This is a genomic window from Kribbella sp. VKM Ac-2571 (assembly GCF_004362255.1).
Classification (GTDB): Bacteria; Actinomycetota; Actinomycetes; order Propionibacteriales; family Kribbellaceae; genus Kribbella; species Kribbella pratensis.
Genome location: NZ_SNWS01000012.1, coordinates 147,633 through 172,520, shown reverse-complemented (window position 1 = coordinate 172,520; position 24,888 = coordinate 147,633). Strand labels below are relative to the sequence as shown.

The window sequence follows — 24,888 nt, the reverse complement described above, 5'->3', positions numbered from 1 at the left end:
TTCTGGACTTTCATCGGGGAAGGGTGGAGCAAGTGCTTCGAAAGCTGATCACGACAGCCGTCGCGGCAACCACAGTCGGTACGTCGACGCTGCTGATGCCGGCAGCCGATGCGGCGCCGAATACGACCGTCCAGCTCGGGGGAGTGCACGAGACAGCGCCGTCGTTGGAGGCGCTGACCGAGTTGGTCATCCAGCGGATCCTGGTCGGTGACGACGTCGCGGCCTCGAAATACTTCAGCGGCAAGCCGGTCGACGACCCGGTCCGTGAGCAGCAGATCCTCGACTCGGTCCGCGCGTCCGCCGTACAGCTCGGCATCGACCCGGACTCGACCGCGGCCTTCTTCCGCGCCCAGATCGAGGCCAGCAAGGTGGTCCAGCGCGGCCTGCTCGCCTACTGGGCCGCCCATCCGGACAAGGCCCCGACCAGCGGACCCGACCTGAACGTGATCCGCCAGAAGCTCGACGCGCTCACCACCCAGTTGCTGGCCGAACTGGTCCGCGTGGACGACCTCCGCGGCAGCGGCCTGCGCTGCGACATCTCCCTCGCGATCGCCAACGCCACCGGCGCCGCCCACCACCACCTCGACCCCCTCCACCGCCGAGCCCTCCGAACCGCCTCGACGGCAACCTGCTGATCACCCCATCCGCGTGAGGGCCGCCTCCGTCAGTTCGTACCGGAGGGGGCGGCCGGTCGCGTGGCGTTCGATTTCGTCGACGGTGATCTGGCCCATCTCGAAGTAGCACTCGACGGTGGCGGCGGCCTGGTGGGGTGTCAGGAGAACGTTCGGGAGTGCGCGCAACGGGTCGTCGGGTGGCAGCGGCTCCTCGTCGAAGACGTCCAGGGCGGCGTCGATCCGGCCGCTGCGGAGTTCGTCGAGCAACGCGGCGGTGTCGACCAGCCACGAGCGGGCCGTGTTGACGAGGGACGCGCCGTCGGGCATCAGCGCGAGTTCGCGGGCGCCGATCAGGTGGTGCGTCTCGGGCAGTGTCGGCGCGTGCAGGGCGACCACCCGGCTGGTGCGGAGCAGGTCGTCGAGCGAAGTACGACGTACGCCGAGCTCCGCAGCACGCTCGTCCGTGAGGTACGGGTCGTAGACGACGACCTCGGCGGCCCGCAGCGCGACGAGCATCCGGATGTATTCGACGCCGGTCCGCGATGCACCCACGACCCCGATCCGCGACGCCGTCAGCCCGTGCTGCGCAGGTACATCGTCCCGCCACGCTCCATCGCGCATCGCGCGATCGAACCGCTGGATGCGATGCAGCAGGCTCAACGTGAACGCGAGGGACACCTCGGCCACCGGCTCCGCCATCGCCTGCCCCGCCTGCGTGATCCGCAGCCCGCGCCGGAAGACCTCGTCGGTGACGAAATGCTTCACCGACGACGCACTGTGTGCGATCAACCGCAACCGGTCCGCGTGATCCAGCACCGCCGCGGTCAGCGGCGTCGCACCCCACGACGTGATCAGTACGTCGGTCCCGGGCAACGTCGCCGTCAACGCCTGAGCATCGCCCGGATCATCCTGTACGACGAGATCCCCGAGTGCCTCCAGCCGCGCCGTACTCTCCGGCGCGAACACCATCTCCCGGTACGCCGGCGTCGCCGCCAGTACCACCCGCAGTTTTTCGGCCATGACCGGATTCTAGGACCTGGAAACGATCAGATGCAGGACCAGTGTGGCCGCGAGGACCACCGCGGCGAGGCCGAGGAGGCCGGACGGCGCGGTCCCGGCGGTCAGAGCGATGCCGCCGACGGCGCTGCCGAACGCGGAACCGAGCGAGATCGCGCTGCCGTTGAGGGCCATCACGATCGCGGCGGACTCCGGGGCGATGCCGCCGAGCCGAACCTGTTGCGGTACGGCCGCGCCGCCGTTGCCGGCGCCCTGGAAGAAGAACCAGCTCACGCCGACCACCGCGAGCGCGGTGGCCGAGGTGAGCAGCAGGCCGGCCAGGCCGAGAACCGAGTTCAGCAGCAGGACGATCAGGACAACGGTGAGCACGCGCGGTGCCGGGAAGCGGTCCGCCAGCCGGCCGGTGATCGCGTTGCCCAGCGCACTGACGACGCCGTACCCGAACATGATCGCGATGATCATCCAACCGGCCCGGAAGGACGGGCCGAGGATCAGGACGGCGTAGGTGAAGCAGGTGAAGCTGCCGGCGAGGATGCCGCTCGTGACGAGCAGGGAGCCGAGTAGCCGGGGTCGGCCGAGTGGGCGAAGCTGATCGGTGAGCCGGCCGGCCGGAAGCTGCCGACGAGGTAGACCGTGCAGGATGCCGGTCAGGGCGATCGTTCCCGTCACGGCGACCAGGATCATCGGGTAGCGCCAGCTCGACTGCCCGATCACGAGGCCGACCGGTACGCCGAGGGCCGTCGCGGTCAGCAACCCGCCGAGCACGAACGACAACGCCTTCCCGCGGTGCCGGACCGGCGTCACGGCGATCACGTAACCGCTGACGGCCGCGTTCAGCAGGCAGGCGCCGAGCGCCGCCAGCACCCGCCCGGCGAACGCGATCGGGTACGTCGTCGCGAGGCCGACGACCAGGTTGCCGAGCACGAAGACCGCCAGCGCCGTGGCGATCGTCGTACGGCGCTCCCACCGAGAGGTCAGCGTTCCGAGGACCGGCCCGGCGAAGGCCGCGGTCAGCGCGAACGCGGACATCAACTGGCCCGCGGCCGCCACGCTGACGTGCAGGTCCGCGGCGATGGTGGGCAGCAACCCGGTCAGGACGTACCCGTCGATTCCCATCGAGAACGTGGCCACAGCCAGCCAGACCAGCGGCCGGTACGAGAACTCCTGCTCCTCAACCGTGTCAGCGGTGCAGGTGTCCGTCACGTGGCGGCGGCTTTTGCGGCGGCGGAGGAGCGCGCCACGAGGAGGTGCAGCCCGACGGTGATCGTCAGGATGACGGCCGAGACGCCGAGCAGCCCGTTCGGCGCGGCGCCGGCGGTCAGTGCGACACCGCCCAGGCCACTGCCGAGGGCCGACCCCAGCGAGATCGCGCTGCCGTTCAGTGCCATCACGATCGCTGCGGAGTCCGGTGCCATCGACGCCAGTCGCGCCTGCTGCGGAACAGCTCCGCCGCCGTTGCCGACGCCGGCCGAGAAGAACCAGACCAGCCCCCAGACGGCGGCCACCACGGCCGGGGCGAACATGAGCGCGATCAGGCCGAGGACGGCGTTCAGCAGCAGCCCGACCAGTACAACGGTCAGCACCCGGAGCGCGGTGAACTTGTCGACCAGGCGTCCCGTCACCGCGTTGCCCGCCATGCTCGAGACGCCGTACCCGAACATGATCAGGACGATCGCCCACTCGGCGTGGAAGTGCGGGCCGAGGATCAGCGTCGCGTACGTGAAGCAGGCGTAGCTGCTGCAGAGGATGCCCGTGGTGACGAGCAGGCCCGCGACCAGCCGCGGCCGGCCGAGCGGGCGCAGCCGTTCGACGAGGGTGCCGCCGGGCAGGTGCAGTTGCGGAAGCAGGACAAGGATGCCGATCAGGGCGATCGTGCCGACCACCGCGACCAGGATCATCGGGAACCGCCACGAAGACTGCCCGAGCAGCAGACCGACAGGTACGCCGAGTGCGGTCGCGGTCATCCACCCGCCGAGCACGAACGACAACGCCTTGCCGTGGTGCTCGGACGGCGTCAGCGCGATGACGTATCCGGTGACGGCGGCGTTCAGCAGACTGCCGCCGAGCGCCGCGATCACACGCCCGCTGAGCGCGACCGGGTAGTTGGTCGCGATCGCGACGACCACGTTGCCGAGCACGAACACACCCAGTGACAGGACGATCGTCGTACGGCGTTCCCACCGTGACGTCAGCGTGCTGAGCACCGGACCGGCCAGGGCGGCGGTGAACGCGAACACCGACATCAGCTGACCGGCGGCCGCCGGGGTGACCTTGAGGTCGCCGGCGATCTGCGGCAGCAGGCCGGCCAGCACGTACCCGTCGATCCCCATCGAGAAGGTGGCGACCGCAAGCCAGATGAACGGGCGGTACGAGAAGCCCGAGACGCCCTGCCCCTCCGCCGCATCGGCGGGTCGCGTTTCCGTCACGCAGCTATCTCACCGCGAGCAGAGGCCTCGCGGCAAGGGCAAATTGATCACTTGTGCCAGAAGTGACGATTTCAGGTGCAACTCCGATCACATTTACGGAGAGTGATTTCCATAGTCGCCTGAGCTGCATCAATTCATCGCTGAGCGTGTCACAATGCAACAGAGCCTCTGGCCCCGGACCCGTGTCGTTCGCTCCCACAAGACACCGCGGATCTGGGGAGGACTGCCATGGGTGACAGGGAACTGGTGAGGGAGTTTCGGGCCCGGCTGACCGATCTGCTCGGAGAGCCGTTGATGGTCGACGACCCACTGGTCACCACCGCACAGGCGGCGCTCCTGCTGGAGCTTCCGCCACAGCGCGTCGCCGGGTTGATCCGGGCGGGGCACCTGCCGGCGCGATCCCGTGCGCACCGCCGCCTGCTGCTGTCGGACGTCGTACGGTCGGGCCTCGACCAGTGGATGTCGGTCGCGGAGGCGGGCAACGTCCTGGGCCTCGGCCAGGCCGGCGTACGGCGGCTGATCAACGCCGGACTGCTGACGGCGCACGGCAAAGAGCTACCGCTGCGGCGCGACGACGTGGACGTCCTCGCCCGCCTGCGCGAGGGGTGGCTGACCTTGTCGTCCGCCGCGACCGCGCTCGAGGCGGACGTCGACGAGGTCCAGCGGATGCTCCGCACCGGTCAGCTCACGCACACCTGCGACGTGGCCCGGCCGGTGTACCGCCACGAAGTCGCCGCCGTACTGGCCAGGCGCCTGCCGGCGGCGTTGGAGGCCCGACGCGCTGGGTGATCTCCCGCAGGATCAGCTTGCGGCGAGTTTTTCGGTGGAGGTGTGGCCGGCCTCGGCACAGCGGTTCAGGAAGCCGGCGATCAGGTCCAGCTCCTCCTCGGAGTAGTCGGCGCAGATCTTGTCGACCGCGCCGTTCATCCCGCGGTACGCCTGGTAGATCGCCGCCGTCCGCTCCTTGACGCCACTGACTGTCACCCGCCGGCGGTCGGCCTGGTCGCGGTCACGGACGATCCAGCCGCCGCGCTCGAGCCGGTCGAGGATCCCGGTCATCGTGGCCGGATGGATGCCGGCCCGCCGGGCCAGGGTGCTCGGTGTGAGCGCCCCGTCCCTGGCGAGCACGTCCAGGCAGTCCAGCTCGGCGTCCTTGAGGGACAGCTGCGAGCCGACCTGGTGGTTCAGCAGCGCGAGCTGGATGCGCAGGTCACGCAGCGCGGTCCTGATCACGGCTGTGCGCTTCGGCATACTTCCGCTCTCGTATCATCCGGCTTTCAGATCATCTCGAACAGCAGCCTAACTCACCGGACGAGCGCGACCGAGCGGTGCGGGCGTGAGCACCGGGTGCGCGCGCAGGTACGCGATGAACCCCTCGTGGTCGCGGTCGTTGCGGACCGGATCGGTGAACCCGGCGAAGACCGTCGTACCGTCGCCGCCGATCAAGGTGTAGGCGAGCGCGGCGACCCGGTAGTCCCGGTTCAGGTCGAGCGGCTTCCCGTCGATCTGCACGTTCGCGGGATCGACGCGCTGACCGATCGGCTTCGTCGTGTCGTAGGTGTAGCTGACGTTCTGCGACACCGCGAACGGAGCGAACTTCTCGGTGCCTCCTGCCTGCGGCACCCATTGCGCCTCGAAGGCCGCGTGCAGTTGGGTGCCCGGCAGCGTGACCGTCAGGATCGGGTTGCCGTACCCGAAGGCGCCCCAGGCCTCGCCGAACAGCACGGTGCCGTCCACGTCCGACGGATTGCTGCCCTTGGCAAACAACAGGTCACCGGTCACGGCGTTCGACCCGGAGACCGGCTTGACCGAGATCAGGGCGAGGTCGGCGCGCCCGTCGGGATGCTGGTTCGCGTCCCAGTAGGCGAAGTCCGCCGCCAGGTTGCCCATCGTGCTCTCGCCGGACGCGTTCGGCGTACGGGTGAAGTCGGCCGTGACCCGGGCGAGCGGCGTGGCGTACCGCTTCTTGCCCTGCGCGGTCCAGTAGTCGGCGATGTACTGGAGCTCCTCGTCGAGCGGTACGTCGCGGGTGTTGGCGTGGTTGGTCGACCGGGTGAGCTCGCGGATGACCTCGCCGGTGCGCGGGTCCAGCTTGAGGTTGATCTCGTTGACCAGCGACCCGTGGTTACCGGCTTCGACGACGGGCCGCGGTACGCCGTTCGGGTCCGGAACCATCATGTTGAACCGGCAGTGCCAGTGCCCGGTCACGATCGCGGCGATGTCCGGCGAGGCGTTCGCGGCCAGCTGGAACACCGGCCCGGACGGGTTCGTCCCCGCGTTGTAGTCGTTCCCGGCGACGCCGCCGTCATGGATGTTGATGACGATCGCGTTGACGCCGCGCTTCTTGAGCTGCGCGGCCAGCTTGTTCGCCTGCTCCAGGTCGGACAGCGACCGCAGCCCGGGCTGGTACGACGTGGATCCCACCTCGGTACCCACCAGCGTCAGGTGGATGAACGCGATCGGCAGCTTCCGCCCGTGGCCGGCGTCGACCCATTCGATGTTGTACGGCGGTACGATCGTCCGGCCGGTGTCCGCGTGCACGATGTTCGCGGTGTAGAAGCGGAAGTTCGCGCCCTGGAAGCGCTGCCCGGTCGAGTCGACGAAGTTGTCGTCGCGTCCGCTCACCGGGTAGGGCTTGCCGCGTTCCATGTGGTCGACGAGGAAGTCGACCGACTGGTCGAGCTCGTGGTTGCCGACGGTGCTGAACTGCAGGCCGAGCGCGTTCAGTGCCTCGACGGTCGGCTCGTTGGCGTGCGCGTCGACCTCGAACGGCCAGCCGCTGAAGTTGTCACCGGACGAGAAGAAGATCGAGTTCCGCTGCCCCTCGCGCAGCCGCTTCAGGTGCGTGGCCAGGTACCCGACGCCGCCGACGGTCACCTGGACACCGCCCGCGCCGGTGATCACGCTGCCCTGGCTGGGCGTCGTCGGCTGCAGGTAGCCGTGGAAGTCGGTGATGTTCAGCAGCTGTACGTCGACGTACTCCGAGGCCCCGGATGAGTCATTGTCGAGCGCGTGCGGAGTGGCGTAGGCGATGTCGCCGACCGCGGTCGCGGTGGCGATCGCGCCGGTGGTGGTGAGGAACGTCCGGCGGCGGATCCGACTGTTCACGGCAACCTGCTTCCTGGCGAAGGGGTGCGCGTTAGTGCGCATTATTGCCTGTTTCCGACATTATTAGCTGCCGGACCGGACATGCGTCAACGGCCCGGTGAACAATCGGCCAACCTGGAAGTCAGAGGCTCCGGGACGACAGCTGGGGAAGCGGACCGCGGCTCGGGCTCAGCAGGCGCGCGTTGATCGCGTCCTGCGCGAGGCTGGCCGCGCCGAGGGCGACGCACAGGGCGCCGAGGGACGATGCGTGCAACTCAGGGACGCGCGGGCAGAGTCGCTCAAGCTCGGCCGCCAGCGGTTCGAGCAGTACGTCGGCAGCTTGGGAGAACGCCCCGCCGAGGACGAGCAGCCGCGGGTCGACGATCGCGATCGCCGTTGCGGCGGCGACTGCCATGGCGCGTGCGTATTTCCGTACGGCGGCTCGCGCCGCCCGGTCCCCGTCCCGCGCGGCCGCGAAGGCGCGTTCGGCCTTGTCCACCGTCGGAATCTCGTCCGGTACGACGTCGTGCAGGTACTCGAGCGCCGCCTCCCAGGCGACACCCCGCAGCGCGGACATGTCGGCCGCTGCCCCGAACGCGCCCCGCCGCAACTGCCCGTCGAGCACCAGAGCCAAGCCCGTACGCCGTCCCGCGTGCAGAAACACCATGTCTGCCGAGTGATCCGCGTCCCCGCGACGTTGCTCGGCGAGAGCCGCGAGCTGACTGTCGTTGTCGACGACAACGAGTCGCGCCTTGAAATGCCCAGCCAGATCGGTACCGCCCCAGTCCGGGATCGCATTGGCCCGTACGACGGTGCCCGCAGCATCGACCAACCCCGTCGTACCCGCGCCGACGGCCCAGACGCGCGCCTCGGGCACGCCGGCCTCCCGCGCGCAGTCGGCGATCACCCGGTCAGCCGTCGCCAGCCGCTGCTTGCGTGGTGTCTCCGGAGTCACGGAGCGCCGCGCGTTCGCGAGCATCCGCCCGTCGAGATCGGTGAGCACTCCACGCACGGAGAACGCGCCGATGTCCAGCCCGGCGACGTACCCCGCCTCTGCGCGAAACCGGTAGCTGCGCGCCGGCCGCCCGCGCCCGCGGATCGCCGGACTCTCCTCGATCAGCCAGCGCCGCGACACGAGGCTCGACAACACCTCTTCGACCGCCGTCCGCCCGAGTCCGCTCTGCTCCACGATCTGCGCAACCCGCAACTCCCCGGCAGCCCGCACCGAAGCCAGCACCGCCCGCTCGTTGAGCTGCCGCAACCGCGAGTGATCGCCACCGTCCACCACCGAGGACTCCATGATCGGGCCAGCCTAGACGGAACTGGTGGGGGTTCAGCGGTAGGCGATGGTTGTGACGAGGGCGGCTGCGCACGTTGTGAAGTACAGGGCCCACGGGGCGAGGCTGTGGTCGTGGACCCGGAGGTGGGCGGTCAGGGCGAGGAGGAAGTAGAGGACGAGGCCGGTGGCGGCGAGGACTCCTAGGGGCGGTACGGCGAGGCCGGCCAGGAGGCCGATCGAACCGGCGCCGAGGAGGAGGCCGAAGGGCAGGATCCATTTGTGGTCGACGTGGACCTTGTCGGCCTGGGCCTTGGGGTAGTCGTGGCCGATGAGGTTCGCGACCGCGGCGCTTCCGGTGAGCGCGGCGGCCAGGAGGGTGGTGGCGAGGTAAGCGACGTACACAAGGTCTCCGATCCGTGAGGCGATGGGCGCCTCACGGACGAGACAGCTAGCCGGAATGTGACAAGCCGGTGAGTTTCGCCGGATTGCTGACGACTTGGAGGGCTTGTACAGCGCCGTCGACGAGATGGAGGGTGATCGCGAGGACCGGTCCGTCGTCGGACTGGATCACGATGCCGGGTGCACCGTTGAGCTCTGCGAGTTCCAGTTGGGAGCCGGCGGGACGGCGCTCGTACAGGACGACGAATGCGCGTGCGACGTACAGCGGTCCGTAGATGGGTCTGCGCGGTGCGCCGGTGAGTCCGCCGCCGTCGCTGAGCAGCGTGACGTCCGGCGCGAGGACTGCCATCAAGGCCTCCACATCGCCGTCCAGGCAGGCGGCGAGGAAGCGTTCGGTGACCTCGCGCTGCGTCGTACGGTCGGTGTCGTAGCGCCGACGTCGGGCCGCGACCGCCTTGCGTGCGCGATGTGCGAGCTGGCGTACGTCGGCGACCTGGCGGCCGAGGATGCCGGCGATGTCGGTGTAGCTGTAGCCGAAGGCTTCGTTCAGTACGAAGACGGCGCGTTCGGTGGGCGAGAGGGCTTCCAGCACGAGCAGTACGGCGGTCGACACGTCGTCTGCCCGTACGACGTGATCGGCGGTGTCGGGGGTGGTGAGCATGGGCTCGGGCAGCCACGGCCCGACGTACGACTCCCGCCGTACCGCGGCGCTCCGCAATCGATCGATCGCCAGCCGGGTCGTGACGCGCACCAGATAAGCCTCCGCGTCGTCGACCGAGTTGGCATCGACCCGACTCCACCGCAGCCAGGCATCCTGCACGACGTCCTGCGCGTCAGCCACGCTCCCGAGCAACCGATACGCAACGGCGTACAACAATCCCCGATGCTCGGTGAACCGATCCACTTCATCCATCATAGATATGTCTGAATCTGCCTCGGTTGAGCACTTGACGTGCAGTTATGCGCACTGGCTAACTGGCTGCACCCGCCCATGCCCGAGGAGACTCGATGCGCCTGCTCCGGTCTGCTGTCTGTGTGTTCGCCCTGGTTGCCCCGCTCGCGCTTCTGCCGCAGTACGCCGGTGCGACCGGTGCCGCGGTTGCCGTGGTCTCACCCGAGCCGCAGCAACTCGTGCAACGTGCCGACGGCTTCCCGCTCACCCCGGTTGTCGGACTGGTGCGCACGGCGCGCACCGATGCGGATGCCGAGCGCGTCGTACGCCAGGCACTGAACCGCGCCGGCGTGACGACCATCCGGACCACGAACGGCGGCGACCCCGGTACGCCGACGACCATCTGGCTGGGCCGGGACGCGTCGACGCTCCGCGCCCTGCACGTTCCGGACAGCACGGGCTTGCCTGTCGAGGGATACGTCCTCGCCGCCGGCCGTGACAGCCACGATCGCGGTCACGTGGTGCTCGACGGGGTCGACTCCGACGGCACGTACTACGCGGCGCAGTCCCTGGCCCAGCTGATCCAGGCTCGCCCCGGTCGCGACTGGATGCCCGGCGTCGCGATCCGGGACTGGCCGACGATGCGCTATCGAGGCGCCATCGAGGGTTTCTACGGCACGCCCTGGTCGCACGCGGACCGCCTCGACGAGCTCAGCTACCTCGGCGAACACCGCATGAACACGTACGAGTACGCGCCGAAGGACGACCCGTATCACCGGGAGCAGTGGCGCGACCCGTACCCGGCCGACAAGCTCGCCCAACTCGCCGAGCTCGTCACCCGCGCACGCCAGAACAAGGTGGACTTCACCTTCGCGCTCTCGCCGGGCCTGTCGATCTGCTACACCTCGGACGCCGACTTGCAGGCCTTGATCGCGAAGTTCCAGGCGCTGTACGACGTGGGCGCCCGATCGTTCAACGTGCCGCTCGACGACATCGACTACAACTCCTGGCACTGCGACGCGGACAAGGCGAAGTACGGCACGGGCGGAGGCGCCGCGGGCCGGGCGCAGAGCGATCTGCTCAACCGGGTGCAGCGCGAATGGGTGGAGACCAAGCCGGATGTCGCGCCGCTGCAGATGGTGCCGACGGAGTACTACAACGTCAGCGAAACGCCGTACAAGAAGGCTTTGCGGGAGCAGCTCGACTCCGACGTGGTCGTGCACTGGACCGGGATCGGGGTGGTGCCGCGGACGATCACGGCGGCACAGGCGGCGCAGGCAAAGGCCGTGTTCGGCCACGACATCCTGATCTGGGACAACTATCCGGTCAACGACTACGCCGCGGGCCGGCTGCTGCTCGCGCCGTACAGCGGCCGCGAGCCCGCGATCGCCGATCACGTCGCCGGCGTCATCTCGAACCCGATGAACCAGGCGGCGGTCAGCAAGATCGCGCTGTACTCGTTCGCCGAGCTCGGCTGGAACCCGGCGAAGTACGACGAGCAGGCGTCCTGGCGCCGCGCGCTGGCCGAGCGGGCGGGTGGCAACCCGGCGACCGCCGCGGCCTTGCAGGTGTTCGCGGATCTGAACACGTACGACGGGACTCTGCATCCGGAGAGTGCGCCGGTGTTCGGTGCCGCGGTCGAACAGTTCTGGCAACTGTGGCGATCCGGCCAACGCGCCCAGGCGATCGCCGGGCTGCGGCCGCGGGTGAACGCCATCACCGCTGCACCGGCGACGATCCGGTCGGGCGTTGTCGATCCGGCGTTCGCCGACGAGGCGGAATCGTGGCTCAAGGCAACAGAGCTGTGGGGACAGGCGATGGGACGCGCCCTCGATCTGCTCGCGGCGCTGGCCGCCGGCGACGGAGCGACGGCCTGGACCGCGCGGCAGCAGCTGAGCAGCCTCGTCGCCGAGGCCAAGGCGATCCGGGACGGCCGGCTGCCGCACAGCGGTACCTATCCGCGGATCGGCGAACGGGTCGTCGACGAACTGATCGCCGAGACGGGCCGCGTCCACGACCGCTGGCTCGGCGTACAGCCGGGTCGCACCGCGACGACGAACCTGGGCACCTACCAGGACAACGTGCCGGCGCGGATGGTCGACGGAGACCCGAACACGTTCTTCTGGAGCAACGGCACGCCTGATCAGGGCTCCGAGGTCCGGGTCGATCTCGGCGAGCCGGCGACGATCGGCGCGATCGAACTGCTGATGGGTAAGGCGTCCAGCCCGAACGACTACATCCAGTCGGGCGTGCTGGAGTACTCGCTCGACGGCACGCGCTGGACCGAACTGACCCGTGCGACCACGGCCGAGGTCCGGACCACGGCGCCGGCCGGCACGACCGCGCGTTATGTCCGGTACCGGTCGTTGTCCGCGACCGGCTTCTGGGTGGTGGTACGAGAGTTCTCGGTGGGGACGATCGGCGGGCGGAAGACGACGCTGACAGCCGGTGGTACGCCGGCGCCCGCGCCGGGATCGTCGTACCAGCGTGCGGTGGACGGAAACCTGGAGACCGCCTATGTGCCGGTCGCGACGCCCGCCGCCAGAGATGCGTTGACCATCGGCCTGTCGGCGCCGAGGGAGCTGGCGGGACTCACGATTCTCCAGCAATCGGCGAACGTGGGGTCGGCGGACGTGGAGGTTCAGGTCGGGGGAGCGTGGCAGCGCATCGGCTCCGTGTCATCGGCGTACGCCGAGGTGCCTGCGAACGACCTTCGTGCCGAGGCTGTGCGGCTGGTGTGGAAGAGCGGCACCCCGGCCGTCGGCGAGATCGTGCCGCTGTGGAGCGACACGCCGCTCGCGGGTCTGCACGTCGACGCGGACCGGGCCGACGTGGTCCGCGGTACGGCGTCGAGCTTCGTGGTCGACATCTCCGCCGAACGCGGCGCCGACGTCACCGGCACCCTGCGCGTCGCCCCGCCGGACGGATGGTCCGTCGATCCGGCCAGTACGCCGGTCACCGTCAAGCGCGGATTCACGCAGTCGGTCACCGTGAAGCTCACTCCTCCCGCCGACGCCGCCCTGGCAGATGTGGACATTCCGGTGACCTTCACCTCCGGCGCGACCACCGTCGACGCCGTACTGCGAGTCGCCGTACGCCCCCGCACCGGTGCCGCCAACGTGGCGCTCGATCGCCCGGCCGTCGCCTCAAGCATCGAACCCGGTACGTCGTTCACCGCCGATCTCGCGGTCGACGGAGACACCACCACGCGCTGGGCGTCCGGCTACGACGACGCCTCGTGGCTCCAGGTCGACCTCGGTACGTCGACGCACCTCGGCAAGCTCGTGCTGCGCTGGGAGGCGGCGTACGGCTCGGCGTACCAGGTGCAGGTCTCGGACGACGGGAGCACCTGGACGACCGCGACCGAGGTGACTGACGGCGACGGCGGAACCGACACGCTCTGGCTCGACGCCACCGCCCGCTACGTCCGCGTCCAAGGCGTCCACCGCGCCACCAAGTACGGCTACTCCCTCTACGAACTCGAGGCCTACCCGGCAATCTGACCCCTCCAGTTCACCCCTCGGCTGGTTGTGTGTGAGCGGTCCGGGTACCGGGGGGTGTGATGGAAGGAGTGACGGACATGCCTGCAGGATCGAATCGGAAGCGGGAACGGCAGTACAAGCACATCAAGGAAGGCCTGGAGGAGCGTGGCCGGAGCGAGGACGTCGCCGAGGAGATCGCGGCGCGGACCGTGAACAAGGAGCGCGCCCGGGCCGGCGAGGCGAAGGAGTCGAGCCGTTCCTCCACCCATGACATCTCGTCCGGACGCCGCGGCGGCCTGCGCTCGCACAGCGGTTCGAAGGGCCGCACGAAGGAACAGCTCTACAACGAGGCCAAGCAGAAGAACATCAAGGGCCGCTCGACCATGACAAAGGCCCAACTCGCCAAGGCAGTCGGCCGCTAGTCAGTACCGCCGCTCGAGGCGCTCGTATTCTTCGGCAGTCACCGGGAGTACGACGCCGTGGCAAGGGTCCTGCGGCAGCCGGTAGTCCTTCGAGGGCGTCCATTCGCCGCCGGCGAGGTCGGTCGTCTCGAAGGGGACGTACCGGTGCTCCGCGGTGAATTCGTCGATCCAGAGATACCACTTGTCCTCGGTGTTCGACTTGTACACCAGCGGGCCTTCGCCCTGGCTGATCGTGCCCAGGCCGATGCCCTCGGCCAGCGGCTTCCACTCCGGTGCCAGCAGTGAGGCCGAGGTCTCGGAGAAGATCGATTTGCCGAGCGGCGCGTCGCCGGTGCGGCTGCGTTCGTCCTTCAGGAAGCGGTAGTACACGCCGTCGTGGTCGATCACTGTCGTGTCGATCGTGTGCCATCCCCGGTCGATCCAGACGCGCGGCTCGGAGAACTCGTGGAAGTCGCGGGTGGTCGCGTAGATGATGCGGTTGTAGCTCTCACCCTCATGCGCGGCGTTGTCGTAGAGCGTGGAGGACCAGTGCACGACGTACGCCTGCTGTTCGGGGTCCCAGACCGCCTCCGGGGCCCAGGTGTTGCCGGCCTCCGGCGGTGCGACCTCGACCAGCCGGCCAGGTCCCCAGTTCACGAGATCCGCTGACTCCCAGACCATGATCGAGCGGCTGCCTTGACGCTGGTGCCGGTCCCAGTCACGGCTGGAGTAGAGGCGCAGATCGGTCGCGACCAGGTAGAACCGGTCGCCTTCCGGCGAACGGACGATGTGCGGATCGCGGACGCCGCCCTCACCCAGCGTGGAGCGCAGAACCGGCTCGCCGCCGTTGAGGTCGTTGAAATGCAACGGGTCGTTGCCGTCACTCAACGCGAAGTAGATCTGCTCACCGTCGACGGATTCGCGCTTGAAATGCACGTACAGATAGCCCGCGTAGTGGGATGTCATGAAGGGAAGTCAACTTTCCAGGCGGAGGACTCGGGCTGTGGGTTCGGGGGAGTTGGCGGTGATGACCAGCGCGTCGTCGGTCCAGGCGTAGGTCCAGTCGCCGAGGTCGGTGGGGAAGTGCGGCGTGATCGTCGAGCGCGGTAGCGGGAGGGTGATCGTGGACGGACCGGGGGCGCGGTGCCAGAGGGTGAGGTAGGAGACCTCGGGACCGTTGAGTGCGAGTGCGATCCACTCGTCGGTCCACACCGGCAGCCCCAGCGGCCAGGCGGGCACGAGCGTGTCCAGATCATCGAGTACGGCGCGATGGGCGGTGAGCGCGGACCGGACGAGGTCCAGCTCGGCCGGCGTCATCCGGTTGAGGTGACCCGAGAGGTAGAGCCGGCCGGGGATGCCGTTGACGAGTGCGAGGGTGAACTCCTCGCGGGTGGTGCCCGTGATCGGGTACGCCCAGTTGCCGGCCTGCTCCGGGAGTACGGCGGCAGGCGCGGCGGCGGAGATCGGTGCGTAGAGCAACGGATGTTCCTGGTCCGAGGTCGACTGCAGGTGCAGGCGGGACAGCATCGCGTAGTCCATCCGCATCGCGCCGGAGGCGCAGTTCTCGATGAGCAGATCCGGATGGCGTTCGTGCAGACCGTCGAGCCACTCGAGCAGCGCTCTGTTGTGTTCGAGCAGGCCGTGGCCGAGCGACGTGCCGCCCTTGTCCGTGCCGGGTCCGGTCATCGTGTTGTTGTCGAACTTGAAGAAGCCGACGCCGAACTCGGCGACGAGCCGGTCGACGGTGGTGTCGAGATGCTTGCGGGCGGCCGGGCTCCGCAGGTCGAGCAGGTAGCGGCCGTTCTCGGCGATGCGCCGGCCGTGGCGGGTGAGGAACGCGTCGTCGGGGAGTTCGCCGGCGATCGGTGAGTGGACGCCGATCACCTCGGGCTCGAGCCAGAGGCCGGGGACCATGCCGCGCTGACGGATCCGGTCGATCACCTCGCCGAGGCCGTTCGGGAAACGGCTGGTCGAGGGCTGCCAGGCGCCGACGGTGTTCCACCAGTCGCCTTCGGCGTACCAGCCGGCGTCGATGCAGAAGTAGTCCGCCCCGACCTCGGCGGCGGCGTCGATCAGCGGCAGCAGCTTCTCGGTCGTCGGGTCGCCCAGCAACGTGTTCATGTAGTCGTTGAAGATCACTGGCATCCGGTCGTCGATCGGGCGCCGGTTCCGGATCGCGCGGCGCTGACGCGTGAGCGCCGCGAACACACTGCCGACGTCGGTCCCGGCGACGAGCGACACCGGCACCGTCGTGAACGGCTTGCCGGCAGTGACCTCGACGCTCCACTGGTGTTCGTGATCGGTCGGTCCGCTCAGTAGCAGGTAGCCACCGCGCTCGGTCTCGCCGAGCTCGTAGTGCCATGGCCCGTTGTGCTCGATCTGCCAACCGAGCGCGTACGGCGTATTTCGGTCGACCAGAACGCCAATCGGCAGCGCTTCTCCTGACGACCACGAGTTCGTGCTGGTCACCGCGTACCGGCTCTTGGCGACGTGGTGGTGCGGATCGCGGACGATGTCGGCCAGCACGTCGCGGACCGCGCGCTTCGACCACCTGCTCTCCGCCATCCAGCTGTTCGCGGCCGAGTACAGCTCGGCGTCGATCGACTCGAGACCGACCGTGAGGGACGACAGGAACGTGAGCTCCAAAGAGCCAGGTCCGCTGATCGAGGCCTCGGTCCAGGTGCGTACGCCGGTTTGCGCTTCGAACACGCTGGTGACGCGAAGGCCCGTGGCCGGCTCCTCCTGGACGATGCGCAGCGTAGTCGGCGTCTCGTCGTGCCGGACGTACCGCAACTGCCGCCCGAGGACGCTGCCTGCGTGGCGATTGCTGGAATGACCGTGCCCCACGGCGGAGACCTCCACCAAGGGCTGGCTCGGATCAGGCTCGCCGCCCTTCGGCTGCGAGGCCTCGCGGACAGCGACCAGCCGGACGGGACCTTCGTCCAAGGCGAACGTCAGTGCCAGTTCCGGCGTACTCCAGTGCAGCAGGTTGTTCACAGGGTCTCAGTTCGTCGTCGGGCGGTGTTCGAGGAGGTAGTCCTCGACGGTGAACAGGTGCGCCGCCATCCGGGTCCGGGCGCGATCGGGGTCGTGGCTGCTCAGGGCGGCGAGGATCAAGAGGTGTTCGCGGTGGGCGGTCTCGTCGGCGCCGGGCTCGGCGATCGATCGGCGCAGCCGGTCCCGCATCGTGCGTCCGCCGAGGGCGTCGATGAGTGCGGTCAGCACCGGGTTGCCGGCCGCCTCGGCGATGACGCGGTGGAAGGCGATGTCGTTCTCGATGACGGTCTCGTGATCGGGGTCCGGGAGCGCGAGCTCGGACTCGTTGCGCCGCAGCAGGTCTTCCGCGGCGGCCAGTTTGTCGGCGGCGATGTCGCGGGCAGCCAGCGCCGCGACCTCCGTCTCGAGGATCCGGCGTACGACATGCAGATGATGCGTTCCGTCGCCGGTCTGCAGGTCCACGACGAAGCCCATCGGGGCCAGCAGCATGGACGGATCGAGCTTGGTGACATAGGTGCCGTCGCCCTGCCGGGTCTCGAGGACACCCATGATCGACAGCGCCCGAACGCCTTCGCGCAGCGGATTCCTGGAGACGCCGAGCGCTGCAGCGAGGTCGCGCTCGATCGGCAGCCGATCACCTGGCCGGAGGCGGCCGTCGATGATCATCTGGCGAATACTCTGGACCACCACGTCCGTCTGTGACGCACCGGCGATCCGCGTCTGCACGGCCGGCTTTCCCGGGCTCATGGTTGCTCTCCGGAGGCGCGGGACGCCCAGTAGCTGCCATCCGGAAATCTGTAGGCCTCGAGCGACTCCCTGTGCATCTCGGCACTGTAGCCGGGCGCGGCCGGCAGCACGTACGCACCGTTGCGGACGACGCACGGATCCACGAAGTGTTCGTGCAGATGGTCGACGTACTCGGTGACGCGGCCATCGAGACTGCCGGAGACGGCCACGTAGTCGAAGATCGCGAGGTGCTGGACGAGTTCGCACAGGCCCACGCCGCCCGCGTGCGGGCAGACCGGCACGTCGAACGAGGCAGCGAGCAGGTAGACCGCGAGTACTTCGTTGACGCTGCCGAGGCGGGCCGCGTCGAGCTGGCAGAAGTCGAGCGCACCCGCCTGGAACATCTGCTTGAACAGCACCCGGTTCATGCCGTGCTCTCCGGAGGCGACCCCGATGGGAGCCACTGCCTTGCGGATCGCCGCGTGGCCGAGAATGTCGTCCGGACTGGTCGGCTCCTCGATCCAGAGCGGCTCGAACTCGGCCAGCGCCTTCACCCACTCGATCGCCTCGGGCACGTCCCAGACCTGGTTCGCGTCGATCATCAGGTTTCCTTCCGGACCGAGCACCTCCCGGGCGATGCGGCAGCGCCGGATGTCGTCCTCGAGGTTGGCGCCGACCTTGAGCTTGACGTGTTTGTAGCCGGCGGCAACGGCCTCCTCGCAGAGCCTGCGGAGCTTGGCGTCGGAGTACCCGAGCCAGCCGGCCGAGGTGGTGTAGCAGGGGTAGCCGGAAGCTTCCAGCTCCTCGATCCGTTGCTTCCGGCCCGTTTCTTGCCGGGCGAGTAGTGCGACGGCTTGCTCCGGTGTCAGTACGTCGCTCAGGTACCTCAGGTCGGCCGCCCGGACGAGCTCTTCGGGTGACATCTCCGACAGCAATCGCCACAGCGGTACGCCGGCCCTGCGGGCGGCCAGGTCCCACAGAGCATTCATCACCGCGGCCAGCGCAAGGTGGATCACACCCTTGTCCGGTCCCAGCCATCGCAACTGGGAGTCCGACTGGAGCTCCCGGTAGACCGCACCGAGATCGTCGCAGAGTACGTCGACGTCACGCCCTGCCAACGGCTCGGCGCGCTGCACCGCCGCGGCGACGCAGAGATCGTTGCCGCGCCCGATCGTGAACGTGAAGCCGTACCCGGACAAGGACGGGTCGTCGGTGTGCAGGACGACGTACGCCGCCGAATAGTCACCGTCCTTGTTCATCGCGTCCGACCCGTCGCGGGTGAGCGACGTCGGGAAGCGGACATCGACGACCTCCACCGAGGTGATGCGTGGCATGGCGACCCTCACTGGTCAAATAGATGGGACTTTTCTCCATCTTTGATGGCGTTCAGTATGGACCACGCGGAGGGTCGGCGCTACGATCCCGGAAATTCATGGGATTAATCCTCGTCTTCCCGACGAAAGGCTGCGATGCGCGACCTGGTGAGCTCAGACCGGAGCGGCGTCCACACGCTGTTCTACGACCGGCCGGCGGCGACGTGGCTGGAGGCGTTGCCGCTCGGCAACGGCCGGATCGGCGCGATGTGTTTCGGCGGTACCGGAAGCGATCGCATCGGGCTGAACGACGAGACGCTGTGGTCGGGAGGCCCGGAGACCGCGCGCCTGCTGTCGACTCCGCTCGGAGCGACCGGAGCGGACGCTGTCGATGCGGTGCGCGAAGCGTTGTGGGCGGGCGACATCCGCCGCGCGCACGAGCTGGCCGGCGGTTTTCATTCCGGCTACTCGCAGGCGTACCTCCCGCTCGGTGATCTGCTGCTCGACGTCCGCGTCGGCGGCTCCACGCCGGTCACGGGCAACCTCACGCAGTACAGCCGGACGCTCGATCTCGACGCCGCGGTGGCAATCACGCGGTACGAGGTCGGCGGGGTGAGCGTTCGTCAGGAGGCGTTCGTCAGCGCGCCCGACGGCGTACTCGTCCTACGTTTGACGGCTTCGAAACCGCAGTTGGCGCTCACGTGCCGGTTGACGTCGAAAGTGCAGTCGCGACCGCAAGCGGTGCAGGGAGGACTGGGACTGTTTCTCCAGGCGCCGGCCGATGTCGCTCCACCGCATCGAGACGTGCCGCAGCCCATTCGGTACTCCGACGGCGCGGATCGCGGGATGGCCGCCGCGATCGCGCTCCGGGCCACGAGTGACGGCGAGCTCCGGGCGACCGCGTCCGAACTCGTCGTCGACGCCGCGACCGAGATCATCCTCGTCCTCTCCACCGCGACGGGGTACGACGGACCGTCGACGGCTCCGACCCGGACCGCTGAGGAGTGCTGGGCCGTCGCCGACCAGACCGTGCTAGCGGCGCTGGACCGCGACTACGCCGTACTGCTGGCCGATCATCAGCGAGATCACCGGCGACTGTTCCGTCGTTCGTCGCTGGAGCTGACCGGGCTTGCCGAGGAGGCCCGGCGGCCGACCGATCAGCGGGTGGCGAGCGGGGTCGACGATCCTGCGTTGGCAGCGCTGGTCTTCAACTACGGCCGCTACCTGATGATCGCGAGCTCGCGGCCGGGCGGACTTCCGACGAACCTGCAGGGGATCTGGAACGAGATCCTGCGCCCGCCGTGGAGCTCGAACTTCACGGTGAACATCAACACCGAGATGAACTACTGGCCCGCGGAGACCGCGAACCTGTCCGAGTGCCACGAGCCACTGCTCCGGTTTATCGATCACCTCGCCCTGGCGGGACGCAGCACCGCCCGTGAGCGCTACGGGTGCGGAGGCTGGACCGCGCATCACAACGCGGACGCGTGGGCCTGGACCTTCCCGGTCGAAGGCGATCCGCGATGGTCGAACTGGCCGATGGCAGGTGCCTGGCTGGTCCGTCATCTGTGGGACCACTACGAGTTCACGGGCGATCTGGAGTTCCTCGGTCGGTCCTGGCAGGCGTTGCGCGGAGCGGCGGAGTTCTGCCTCGACTGGCTCGTCGATCTGCCCGACGGCAGCCTCGGTACGGCGCCTTCGACGTCGCCGGAGAACGACTACCTCGCCGCCGACGGGCAACCCGCGTCGGTCACCGTGTCGTCGACGATGGACCTGGCCCTGATCTCGGACCTGTTCGACCGGGTGGAGCGGGCGGCTCGACTGCTGGACGTCGTGGACCCGATCGTCGACGAGCTGTCGACGGCCCGCAAGCGCCTGCCCGAACCATCCATCGGCGCGCAAGGACAGCTGCAGGAGTGGGCCGCCGACCTGCCGGAGGAAGATCCGCACCACCGGCACATGTCCCATCTGATCGGCCTGTATCCGGGTGACGCGATCACGCCGGACGGTACGCCGGTCCTCGCCGCGGCGGCCGCGCGATCCTTGGACCTGCGCGGCGACGAGGCGACCGGATGGTCGCTCGCCTGGAAGATCTGCCTGCGCGCGCGGCTGCGGGACGCGGCGGCCGCGCACCGGCTGGTCCGGGCGTTCCTCCGGCCGGCGGACGACACCGCCGGCGGACGTCCCGGAAGCGGCGCAGGGGTCTATCCGAACCTGTTCTGTGCGCACCCGCCGTTCCAGATCGACGGCAACTTCGGTGCGACGGCGGGGATCGCCGAGATGCTCCTGCAGAGCCACACCGGTGACATCGAGTTGTTGCCTGCCCTTCCGTCCGCGTGGAGCAGCGGCCGGGTGACCGGCCTCAGAGCCCGCGGCGGAGTCGTCGTCGACATCGCGTGGACGCCGCACGGCGTCGAGGCAGTCCTGACCGCGGACCGGGACCAGGAGCGGGTCGTCCGGCTGGGCGACGTACGAGTGCCGGTTCGATTGACCGCCGGAATCGGTCACCGGGTGAGCTCGACATGATCCCCGGCCTGGACGAGGAGGTTCTATGGCAACGCTGACAACTGTCCGGCCGCCCGCGGGCGAGCTGCCGAACCCGCCGAAGAGACGGCGCCGACGGGAGCGCCCTGGAATCAAGGGGTTCCGGCGCAGCCTTCAGCGGCACTGGACGATGTACCTGCTGATGGTCGTGCCGCTGATCTGGTTCGCCGTCTTCAAGTACATCCCGATGTCGAACGCGGTCCTGGCGTTCAAGAGTTTCAACGTGACCAAGGGCATCTGGGGAAGTCCCTGGGTGGGTTGGCAGAACTTCGAACTGTTCTTCCACAACCCGGTGTTCTGGACCCTGGTGAAGAACACCTTCCTGCTCTCGGTCTACACCGTCGCGGCCAGCTTCCCGATCGCGATCATCCTCGCCCTGGCGCTGAACGAGATCCGCACCGGCCTGTTCAAGCGGACCGTTCAGCTGGTGACGTACGCGCCGTACTTCATCTCGACGGTGGTGGTCGTGTCGATGACGATCCTGGTGTTGTCACCGCGGCTCGGCCTCGTCAACGACGCGATCGGGTTCTTCGGCGTACCGTCCGTGGACTTCCTCGGGAACCCCGACTACTTCCGCCACATCTACGTGTGGTCGGATGTCTGGCAGACCACCGGGTACTCCGCGGTGATCTACCTGGCCGCGCTGTCCGGGATCGACCCGGCGCTGCACGAGTCGGCCAAGATCGACGGCGCCAGCCGGTTGCAGCGGATCCGCAACGTGGACCTGCCGGGCATCATGCCGACCGCGGTGATCATCCTCGTTCTTGCCGTCGGCAACATCATGGCGATCGGCTTCGAGAAGGCGTTCCTCCTGCAGAACCCGCTCAACCTGAGCCAGTCGGAGATCATCGCCACCTATGTCTACAAGACCGGTCTGCTGAACGCCGACTTCAGCGGGGCGACCGCGGTGGGGCTGTTCAACTCGGTGATCAACCTGGTCCTGCTGCTGATGGTCAACACGATCGCCAAACGGATCACCGGGAACGGATTGTGGTCATGAGCATCGAGACTGAAGTCAGAGCGGTGCCGAGCAAGCGCGTCGAGCGTCGTGCGGCGCGCGCACGCCGGATCCGCGAGCCGCGCACGGACCGCATCTTCTTGTTCTGCGTGTACCTGCTGCTGGCGGTGTTCTTCCTTGTGGTGCTGCTGCCGCTGCTCTACGTCGTGGCCAGTTCTTTCAGCAGTCCCGCGGCGGTGTCGTCGGGACGGGTGCTGTTCTGGCCGGTGGAGTTCTCGCTGCGCGGGTACCACGCGGTGTTCGAGAATCCGCAGATCGTCCAGGGATACCTGAACTCGTTGTTCTACACGGTGGTCGGCACGATCGTCAGCGTCACCATGACGATCGCGATCGCGTACCCGCTCTCGCGGCGTACGCTCGTCGGCCGCAACGTCGTGATGACGCTGATCCTGTTCACGATGCTGTTCACCGGCGGGCTCATCCCGACGTATCTGGTGGTGCAGTCGGTCGGCCTGCTGGACACCCGGTGGGCGCTGATCATCCCGCAGGCGATCGGTGTCTGGCAGGTCATCATCGCCCGCACCTACTTCCGTACGGCGATCCCCGACGAGCTGGTCGAGGCCTCCCAGCTCGACGGCTGCGGCGACCTCAGGTTCCTCTGGTCGGTGGTGATCCCGTTGGCGAAGCCAATGATTGCGGTCGTCGCCCTGATGTACGCGATCATGCAGTGGAACTCGTACTTCGACGCCCTGATCTACCTTAAGAACCCGGACCTGTTCCCGCTGCAGCTCGTGCTGCGCAACATCCTGATCCTGAACACCACCGGCGGCGGGGCGGTCGACGCCTCCATCGTGATCCAGCGCCAGGAGCTCGCCGATCTGCTCAAGTACTCGCTGATCGTGGTGGCGAGTGTGCCGGTGCTGCTCATCTACCCGTTCGTCGCCCGCTACTTCACCAAGGGAATCCTGATCGGCGCCGTCAAGGGCTGATCCCACCTGTGACTCGGTACCACCTCCGTATCACCCCAACCCTGTGAGGGACGTAATGTCTGTAAAACTCAGTACGCGGAGGCGTGCCGCGATCGTCGGCACCAGCCTCCTGGCAGTCGCCCTGGTGGCCTGCTCCGGCAGCAAGTCGGACAACGACTCGGCGAACAAGCCGTTGCCGACGATCACCGGAAATCCCGACGTCACGCTGAACGTCTTCGCGCCGCAGTCGGCCGACACGAACCTCGCAACGAACGACTTCACCAAGCTGATGAAGCAGAAGTTCAACCTCACCATCAAGTGGCAGACCACGACGTTCGACGGCGGTCCGTCGAAGGAGAAGCGGCAGATCTCGCTGGCCAGCGGCGACTACCCCGATCTGTACCTGCTGATCCCGTGGGTCGACCAGTTCACCCCGGCGGAACTGCTCAAGCTCGGCAGCCAGGGTGTCGTCGTACCGCTGAACCAGCTGATCGACCAGTACGCGCCGAACATCAAGAAGGCGCTGGACTCCACGCCCGAGTGGAAGGCGATGGCGACCGCGCCGGACGGCAAGATCTACGGGATGCCGCAGTGGGTCGACTGCTTCCACTGTTCGTACCCGGACAAGCTGTGGATGAACTCGGCGTGGCTGAAGAAGCTGGGCCTCGAGCAGCCGAAGACCACCGAGGACCTGCGGAAGGTGCTCCAGGCGTTCAAGACCCAGGACCCGAACGGCAACGGCAAGGCCGACGAGATCCCGCTCAGCGCGAACGTCCGCGACAACCTCATCCCGTACCTCATGGACGCCTTCATCTACGACCCGCAGGGGCAGAACAACAGCGGCGGCAACAACACCACGCTGGTTCTCAACAACGGCAAGGTCGACGTCCAGGCGAACAAGGACGGCTGGCGCGAAGGCCTGAAGTACATCAACTCGCTCTACAAGGAAGGCCTGATCGACAAAGGCGCCTTCACGCAGAACCCGGACGCGATGCAGCAGCAGGGCAACCACGGCGGCTCGGTCATCCTCGGCGCGGGCACCGTCATGCACTCCGGCATCTTCGTCACGATCGGTTCGGCGGACGGGCGGGACAAGCAGTACGACGCGGTACCGCCGCTGACCGGTCCGAGTGGCGCGAACTACGCCAGCTACGTCTTCCCGAGTATTCCCGGCGCCACGTTCGTACTGACGTCGAAGGCCACACCGGAGAAGCAGATCCAGGCGATCAAGATGCTCGACTACATCTTCACCGACGAGGGACAGAACAACGGACAGTTCGGTATGGAGGGCAAGGCCTGGACCAAGCCCGGTCCCGGCGATGTGGCGCTCGACAAGTCGCTGAAGCCGAGCTTCAAGCAGATTCCCCTGAAGCCCGGATCGAAACCGCGGAACAGCGGCTGGGGTCCGCTGGCGCAGTACAACAACACCGCGAAGTACCGCAACTCCGAGGTCATCGACACCGACATCCACTCGCAGGCGGGGTACGAACGCAAGCTGTTCGAGGCCACCAAGCAGTACGCCGGCCACGAGGACAAGGCGCAGATCTACCCGTTCTGGAAGGTGTGGATCGACCCGTCGCTCGCCACCGAGGTCGCGACTCTGCAGACCAACCTGGAGAACTACATCCAGCAGAACTCCCTGCAGTTCGTCACCGGTTCGAAGAACATCGACACCGACTGGGACAGCTACGTCAAGGGGCTCGACGGCCTCGGCCTGAAGCGGTACCTGGAGATCCAGCAAACGGCGTACGACAAGGTCCCCAACAAGTAGCCCATCCACCGGGA

The 24,888-nt window shown here is 68.0% G+C and carries 20 protein-coding genes; 8 read left to right on the top strand and 12 right to left on the bottom strand.

The window, feature by feature from the left end; genetic code table 11:
- Positions 1 to 32 precede the first annotated feature (32 nt).
- Complete coding sequence (gene aroQ, locus EV651_RS25760; protein WP_202870509.1) at positions 33 to 635, top strand: gamma subclass chorismate mutase AroQ; 603 nt, start codon at positions 33 to 35, stop codon at positions 633 to 635.
- Here the strand turns inward: aroQ and EV651_RS25755 are convergent, their stop codons facing one another.
- The 3 genes from EV651_RS25755 to EV651_RS25745 are packed head-to-tail and all read right to left on the bottom strand — an operon-like array spanning position 636 to position 4,057.
- The gene (locus EV651_RS25755; RefSeq protein WP_133787819.1) at positions 636 to 1,634 is read right to left on the bottom strand and encodes a hydroxyacid dehydrogenase; all 999 of its coding nucleotides are present in this window, start codon (positions 1,632 to 1,634) and stop codon (positions 636 to 638) included.
- A gap of 9 nt (positions 1,635 to 1,643) precedes the next feature.
- Complete coding sequence (locus EV651_RS25750; protein ID WP_133787818.1) at positions 1,644 to 2,834, bottom strand: MFS transporter; 1,191 nt, start codon at positions 2,832 to 2,834, stop codon at positions 1,644 to 1,646.
- Positions 2,831 to 4,057 carry an MFS transporter gene (locus tag EV651_RS25745; RefSeq protein ID WP_133787817.1) on the bottom strand — a complete coding sequence of 409 codons (1,227 nt, stop codon included), beginning with the start codon at positions 4,055 to 4,057 and terminating at the stop codon, positions 2,831 to 2,833. Before EV651_RS25745 ends, EV651_RS25750 begins: the two co-directional genes overlap by 4 nt.
- Before the next feature lie 228 nt (positions 4,058 to 4,285).
- On the opposite strand from EV651_RS25745, the gene EV651_RS25740 reads away from it, so the two are divergent.
- Positions 4,286 to 4,846 carry a helix-turn-helix domain-containing protein gene (locus tag EV651_RS25740; protein WP_133787816.1) on the top strand — a complete coding sequence of 187 codons (561 nt, stop codon included), beginning with the start codon at positions 4,286 to 4,288 and terminating at the stop codon, positions 4,844 to 4,846.
- A 12-nt stretch (positions 4,847 to 4,858) separates the two neighbouring features.
- On the opposite strand, the gene EV651_RS25735 is transcribed toward EV651_RS25740, so the two are convergent.
- The 5 genes from EV651_RS25735 to EV651_RS25715 all read right to left on the bottom strand — a co-directional run bounded on the left by EV651_RS25735 (position 4,859) and on the right by EV651_RS25715 (position 9,735).
- Positions 4,859 to 5,308, bottom strand: coding sequence for a MarR family transcriptional regulator (locus EV651_RS25735; RefSeq protein WP_133787815.1), 450 nt, complete (start codon positions 5,306 to 5,308; stop codon positions 4,859 to 4,861).
- 48 nt (positions 5,309 to 5,356) lie between these two features.
- Positions 5,357 to 7,165 carry a bifunctional UDP-sugar hydrolase/5'-nucleotidase gene (locus EV651_RS25730; protein ID WP_238157188.1) on the bottom strand — a complete coding sequence of 603 codons (1,809 nt, stop codon included), beginning with the start codon at positions 7,163 to 7,165 and terminating at the stop codon, positions 5,357 to 5,359.
- 121 nt (positions 7,166 to 7,286) lie between these two features.
- Positions 7,287 to 8,444 (bottom strand): ROK family transcriptional regulator, encoded by a 1,158-nt coding sequence (locus tag EV651_RS25725; RefSeq protein ID WP_133787813.1) that lies wholly within the window; start codon positions 8,442 to 8,444, stop codon positions 7,287 to 7,289.
- Positions 8,445 to 8,477: 33 nt separating this feature from the next.
- On the bottom strand, positions 8,478 to 8,825 hold the full coding sequence (locus EV651_RS25720) for a DoxX family protein (RefSeq protein ID WP_133787812.1): 348 nt from the start codon (positions 8,823 to 8,825) through the stop codon (positions 8,478 to 8,480).
- A gap of 46 nt (positions 8,826 to 8,871) precedes the next feature.
- Positions 8,872 to 9,735: an RNA polymerase sigma-70 factor gene (locus EV651_RS25715; protein WP_202870516.1), complete on the bottom strand. Its 864-nt coding sequence runs from the start codon at positions 9,733 to 9,735 to the stop codon at positions 8,872 to 8,874.
- Between the two features lie 95 nt (positions 9,736 to 9,830).
- Between EV651_RS25715 and EV651_RS25710 the strand changes: the two genes are divergently transcribed.
- Positions 9,831 to 13,217, top strand: coding sequence for a beta-N-acetylglucosaminidase domain-containing protein (locus tag EV651_RS25710; RefSeq protein ID WP_133787810.1), 3,387 nt, complete (start codon positions 9,831 to 9,833; stop codon positions 13,215 to 13,217).
- 77 nt (positions 13,218 to 13,294) lie between these two features.
- Positions 13,295 to 13,618, top strand: coding sequence for a plasmid stabilization protein (locus EV651_RS25705; RefSeq protein ID WP_133787809.1), 324 nt, complete (start codon positions 13,295 to 13,297; stop codon positions 13,616 to 13,618).
- On the opposite strand, the gene EV651_RS25700 is transcribed toward EV651_RS25705, so the two are convergent.
- The 4 genes from EV651_RS25700 to EV651_RS25685 are packed head-to-tail and all read right to left on the bottom strand — an operon-like array spanning position 13,619 to position 18,654.
- Complete coding sequence (locus EV651_RS25700) at positions 13,619 to 14,563, bottom strand: glycoside hydrolase family 43 protein (protein ID WP_133787808.1); 945 nt, start codon at positions 14,561 to 14,563, stop codon at positions 13,619 to 13,621.
- 9 nt (positions 14,564 to 14,572) lie between these two features.
- On the bottom strand, positions 14,573 to 16,594 hold the full coding sequence (locus EV651_RS25695; RefSeq protein ID WP_133787807.1) for a glycoside hydrolase family 36 protein: 2,022 nt from the start codon (positions 16,592 to 16,594) through the stop codon (positions 14,573 to 14,575).
- A gap of 6 nt (positions 16,595 to 16,600) precedes the next feature.
- The gene (locus EV651_RS25690; protein ID WP_133787806.1) at positions 16,601 to 17,341 is read right to left on the bottom strand and encodes a FadR/GntR family transcriptional regulator; all 741 of its coding nucleotides are present in this window, start codon (positions 17,339 to 17,341) and stop codon (positions 16,601 to 16,603) included.
- The gene (locus tag EV651_RS25685; protein ID WP_133787805.1) at positions 17,338 to 18,654 is read right to left on the bottom strand and encodes an L-fuconate dehydratase; all 1,317 of its coding nucleotides are present in this window, start codon (positions 18,652 to 18,654) and stop codon (positions 17,338 to 17,340) included. Before EV651_RS25685 ends, EV651_RS25690 begins: the two co-directional genes overlap by 4 nt.
- A 147-nt stretch (positions 18,655 to 18,801) precedes the next feature.
- Between EV651_RS25685 and EV651_RS25680 the strand changes: the two genes are divergently transcribed.
- Genes EV651_RS25680 through EV651_RS25665 form a run of 4 tightly spaced genes read left to right on the top strand, consistent with a single transcriptional unit; the run spans position 18,802 to position 24,874 of the window.
- The gene (locus EV651_RS25680; RefSeq protein WP_238157187.1) at positions 18,802 to 21,159 is read left to right on the top strand and encodes a glycoside hydrolase N-terminal domain-containing protein; all 2,358 of its coding nucleotides are present in this window, start codon (positions 18,802 to 18,804) and stop codon (positions 21,157 to 21,159) included.
- A gap of 25 nt (positions 21,160 to 21,184) precedes the next feature.
- Complete coding sequence (locus tag EV651_RS25675) at positions 21,185 to 22,177, top strand: sugar ABC transporter permease (protein ID WP_133787803.1); 993 nt, start codon at positions 21,185 to 21,187, stop codon at positions 22,175 to 22,177.
- Positions 22,174 to 23,124, top strand: a complete 951-nt coding sequence (locus EV651_RS25670; protein ID WP_133787802.1) for a carbohydrate ABC transporter permease — start codon at positions 22,174 to 22,176, stop codon at positions 23,122 to 23,124. Before EV651_RS25675 ends, EV651_RS25670 begins: the two co-directional genes overlap by 4 nt.
- A 55-nt stretch (positions 23,125 to 23,179) precedes the next feature.
- A complete protein-coding gene (locus EV651_RS25665; RefSeq protein WP_133787801.1) occupies positions 23,180 to 24,874 on the top strand; it encodes an extracellular solute-binding protein in 1,695 nt (564 codons plus the stop codon).
- Positions 24,875 to 24,888: the final 14 nt, after the last annotated feature.

Bases quoted from the DNA above. Each gene is read 5' to 3' on its own strand.
- EV651_RS25690 (WP_133787806.1), bottom strand. From the start codon at position 17,341: ATGAGCCCGGGAAAGCCGGCCGTGCAGACGCGGATCGCCGGTGCGTCA.
- EV651_RS25735 (WP_133787815.1), bottom strand. From the start codon at position 5,308: ATGCCGAAGCGCACAGCCGTGATCAGGACCGCGCTGCGTGACCTGCGC.
- EV651_RS25685 (WP_133787805.1), bottom strand. From the start codon at position 18,654: ATGCCACGCATCACCTCGGTGGAGGTCGTCGATGTCCGCTTCCCGACG.
- EV651_RS25700 (WP_133787808.1), bottom strand. From the start codon at position 14,563: ATGACATCCCACTACGCGGGCTATCTGTACGTGCATTTCAAGCGCGAA.
- EV651_RS25665 (WP_133787801.1), top strand. From the start codon at position 23,180: ATGTCTGTAAAACTCAGTACGCGGAGGCGTGCCGCGATCGTCGGCACC.
- EV651_RS25740 (WP_133787816.1), top strand. From the start codon at position 4,286: ATGGGTGACAGGGAACTGGTGAGGGAGTTTCGGGCCCGGCTGACCGAT.
- EV651_RS25670 (WP_133787802.1), top strand. From the start codon at position 22,174: ATGAGCATCGAGACTGAAGTCAGAGCGGTGCCGAGCAAGCGCGTCGAG.
- EV651_RS25725 (WP_133787813.1), bottom strand. From the start codon at position 8,444: ATGGAGTCCTCGGTGGTGGACGGTGGCGATCACTCGCGGTTGCGGCAG.
- EV651_RS25705 (WP_133787809.1), top strand. From the start codon at position 13,295: ATGCCTGCAGGATCGAATCGGAAGCGGGAACGGCAGTACAAGCACATC.
- EV651_RS25710 (WP_133787810.1), top strand. From the start codon at position 9,831: ATGCGCCTGCTCCGGTCTGCTGTCTGTGTGTTCGCCCTGGTTGCCCCG.
- EV651_RS25715 (WP_202870516.1), bottom strand. From the start codon at position 9,735: ATGGATGAAGTGGATCGGTTCACCGAGCATCGGGGATTGTTGTACGCC.
- EV651_RS25675 (WP_133787803.1), top strand. From the start codon at position 21,185: ATGGCAACGCTGACAACTGTCCGGCCGCCCGCGGGCGAGCTGCCGAAC.
- EV651_RS25755 (WP_133787819.1), bottom strand. From the start codon at position 1,634: ATGGCCGAAAAACTGCGGGTGGTACTGGCGGCGACGCCGGCGTACCGG.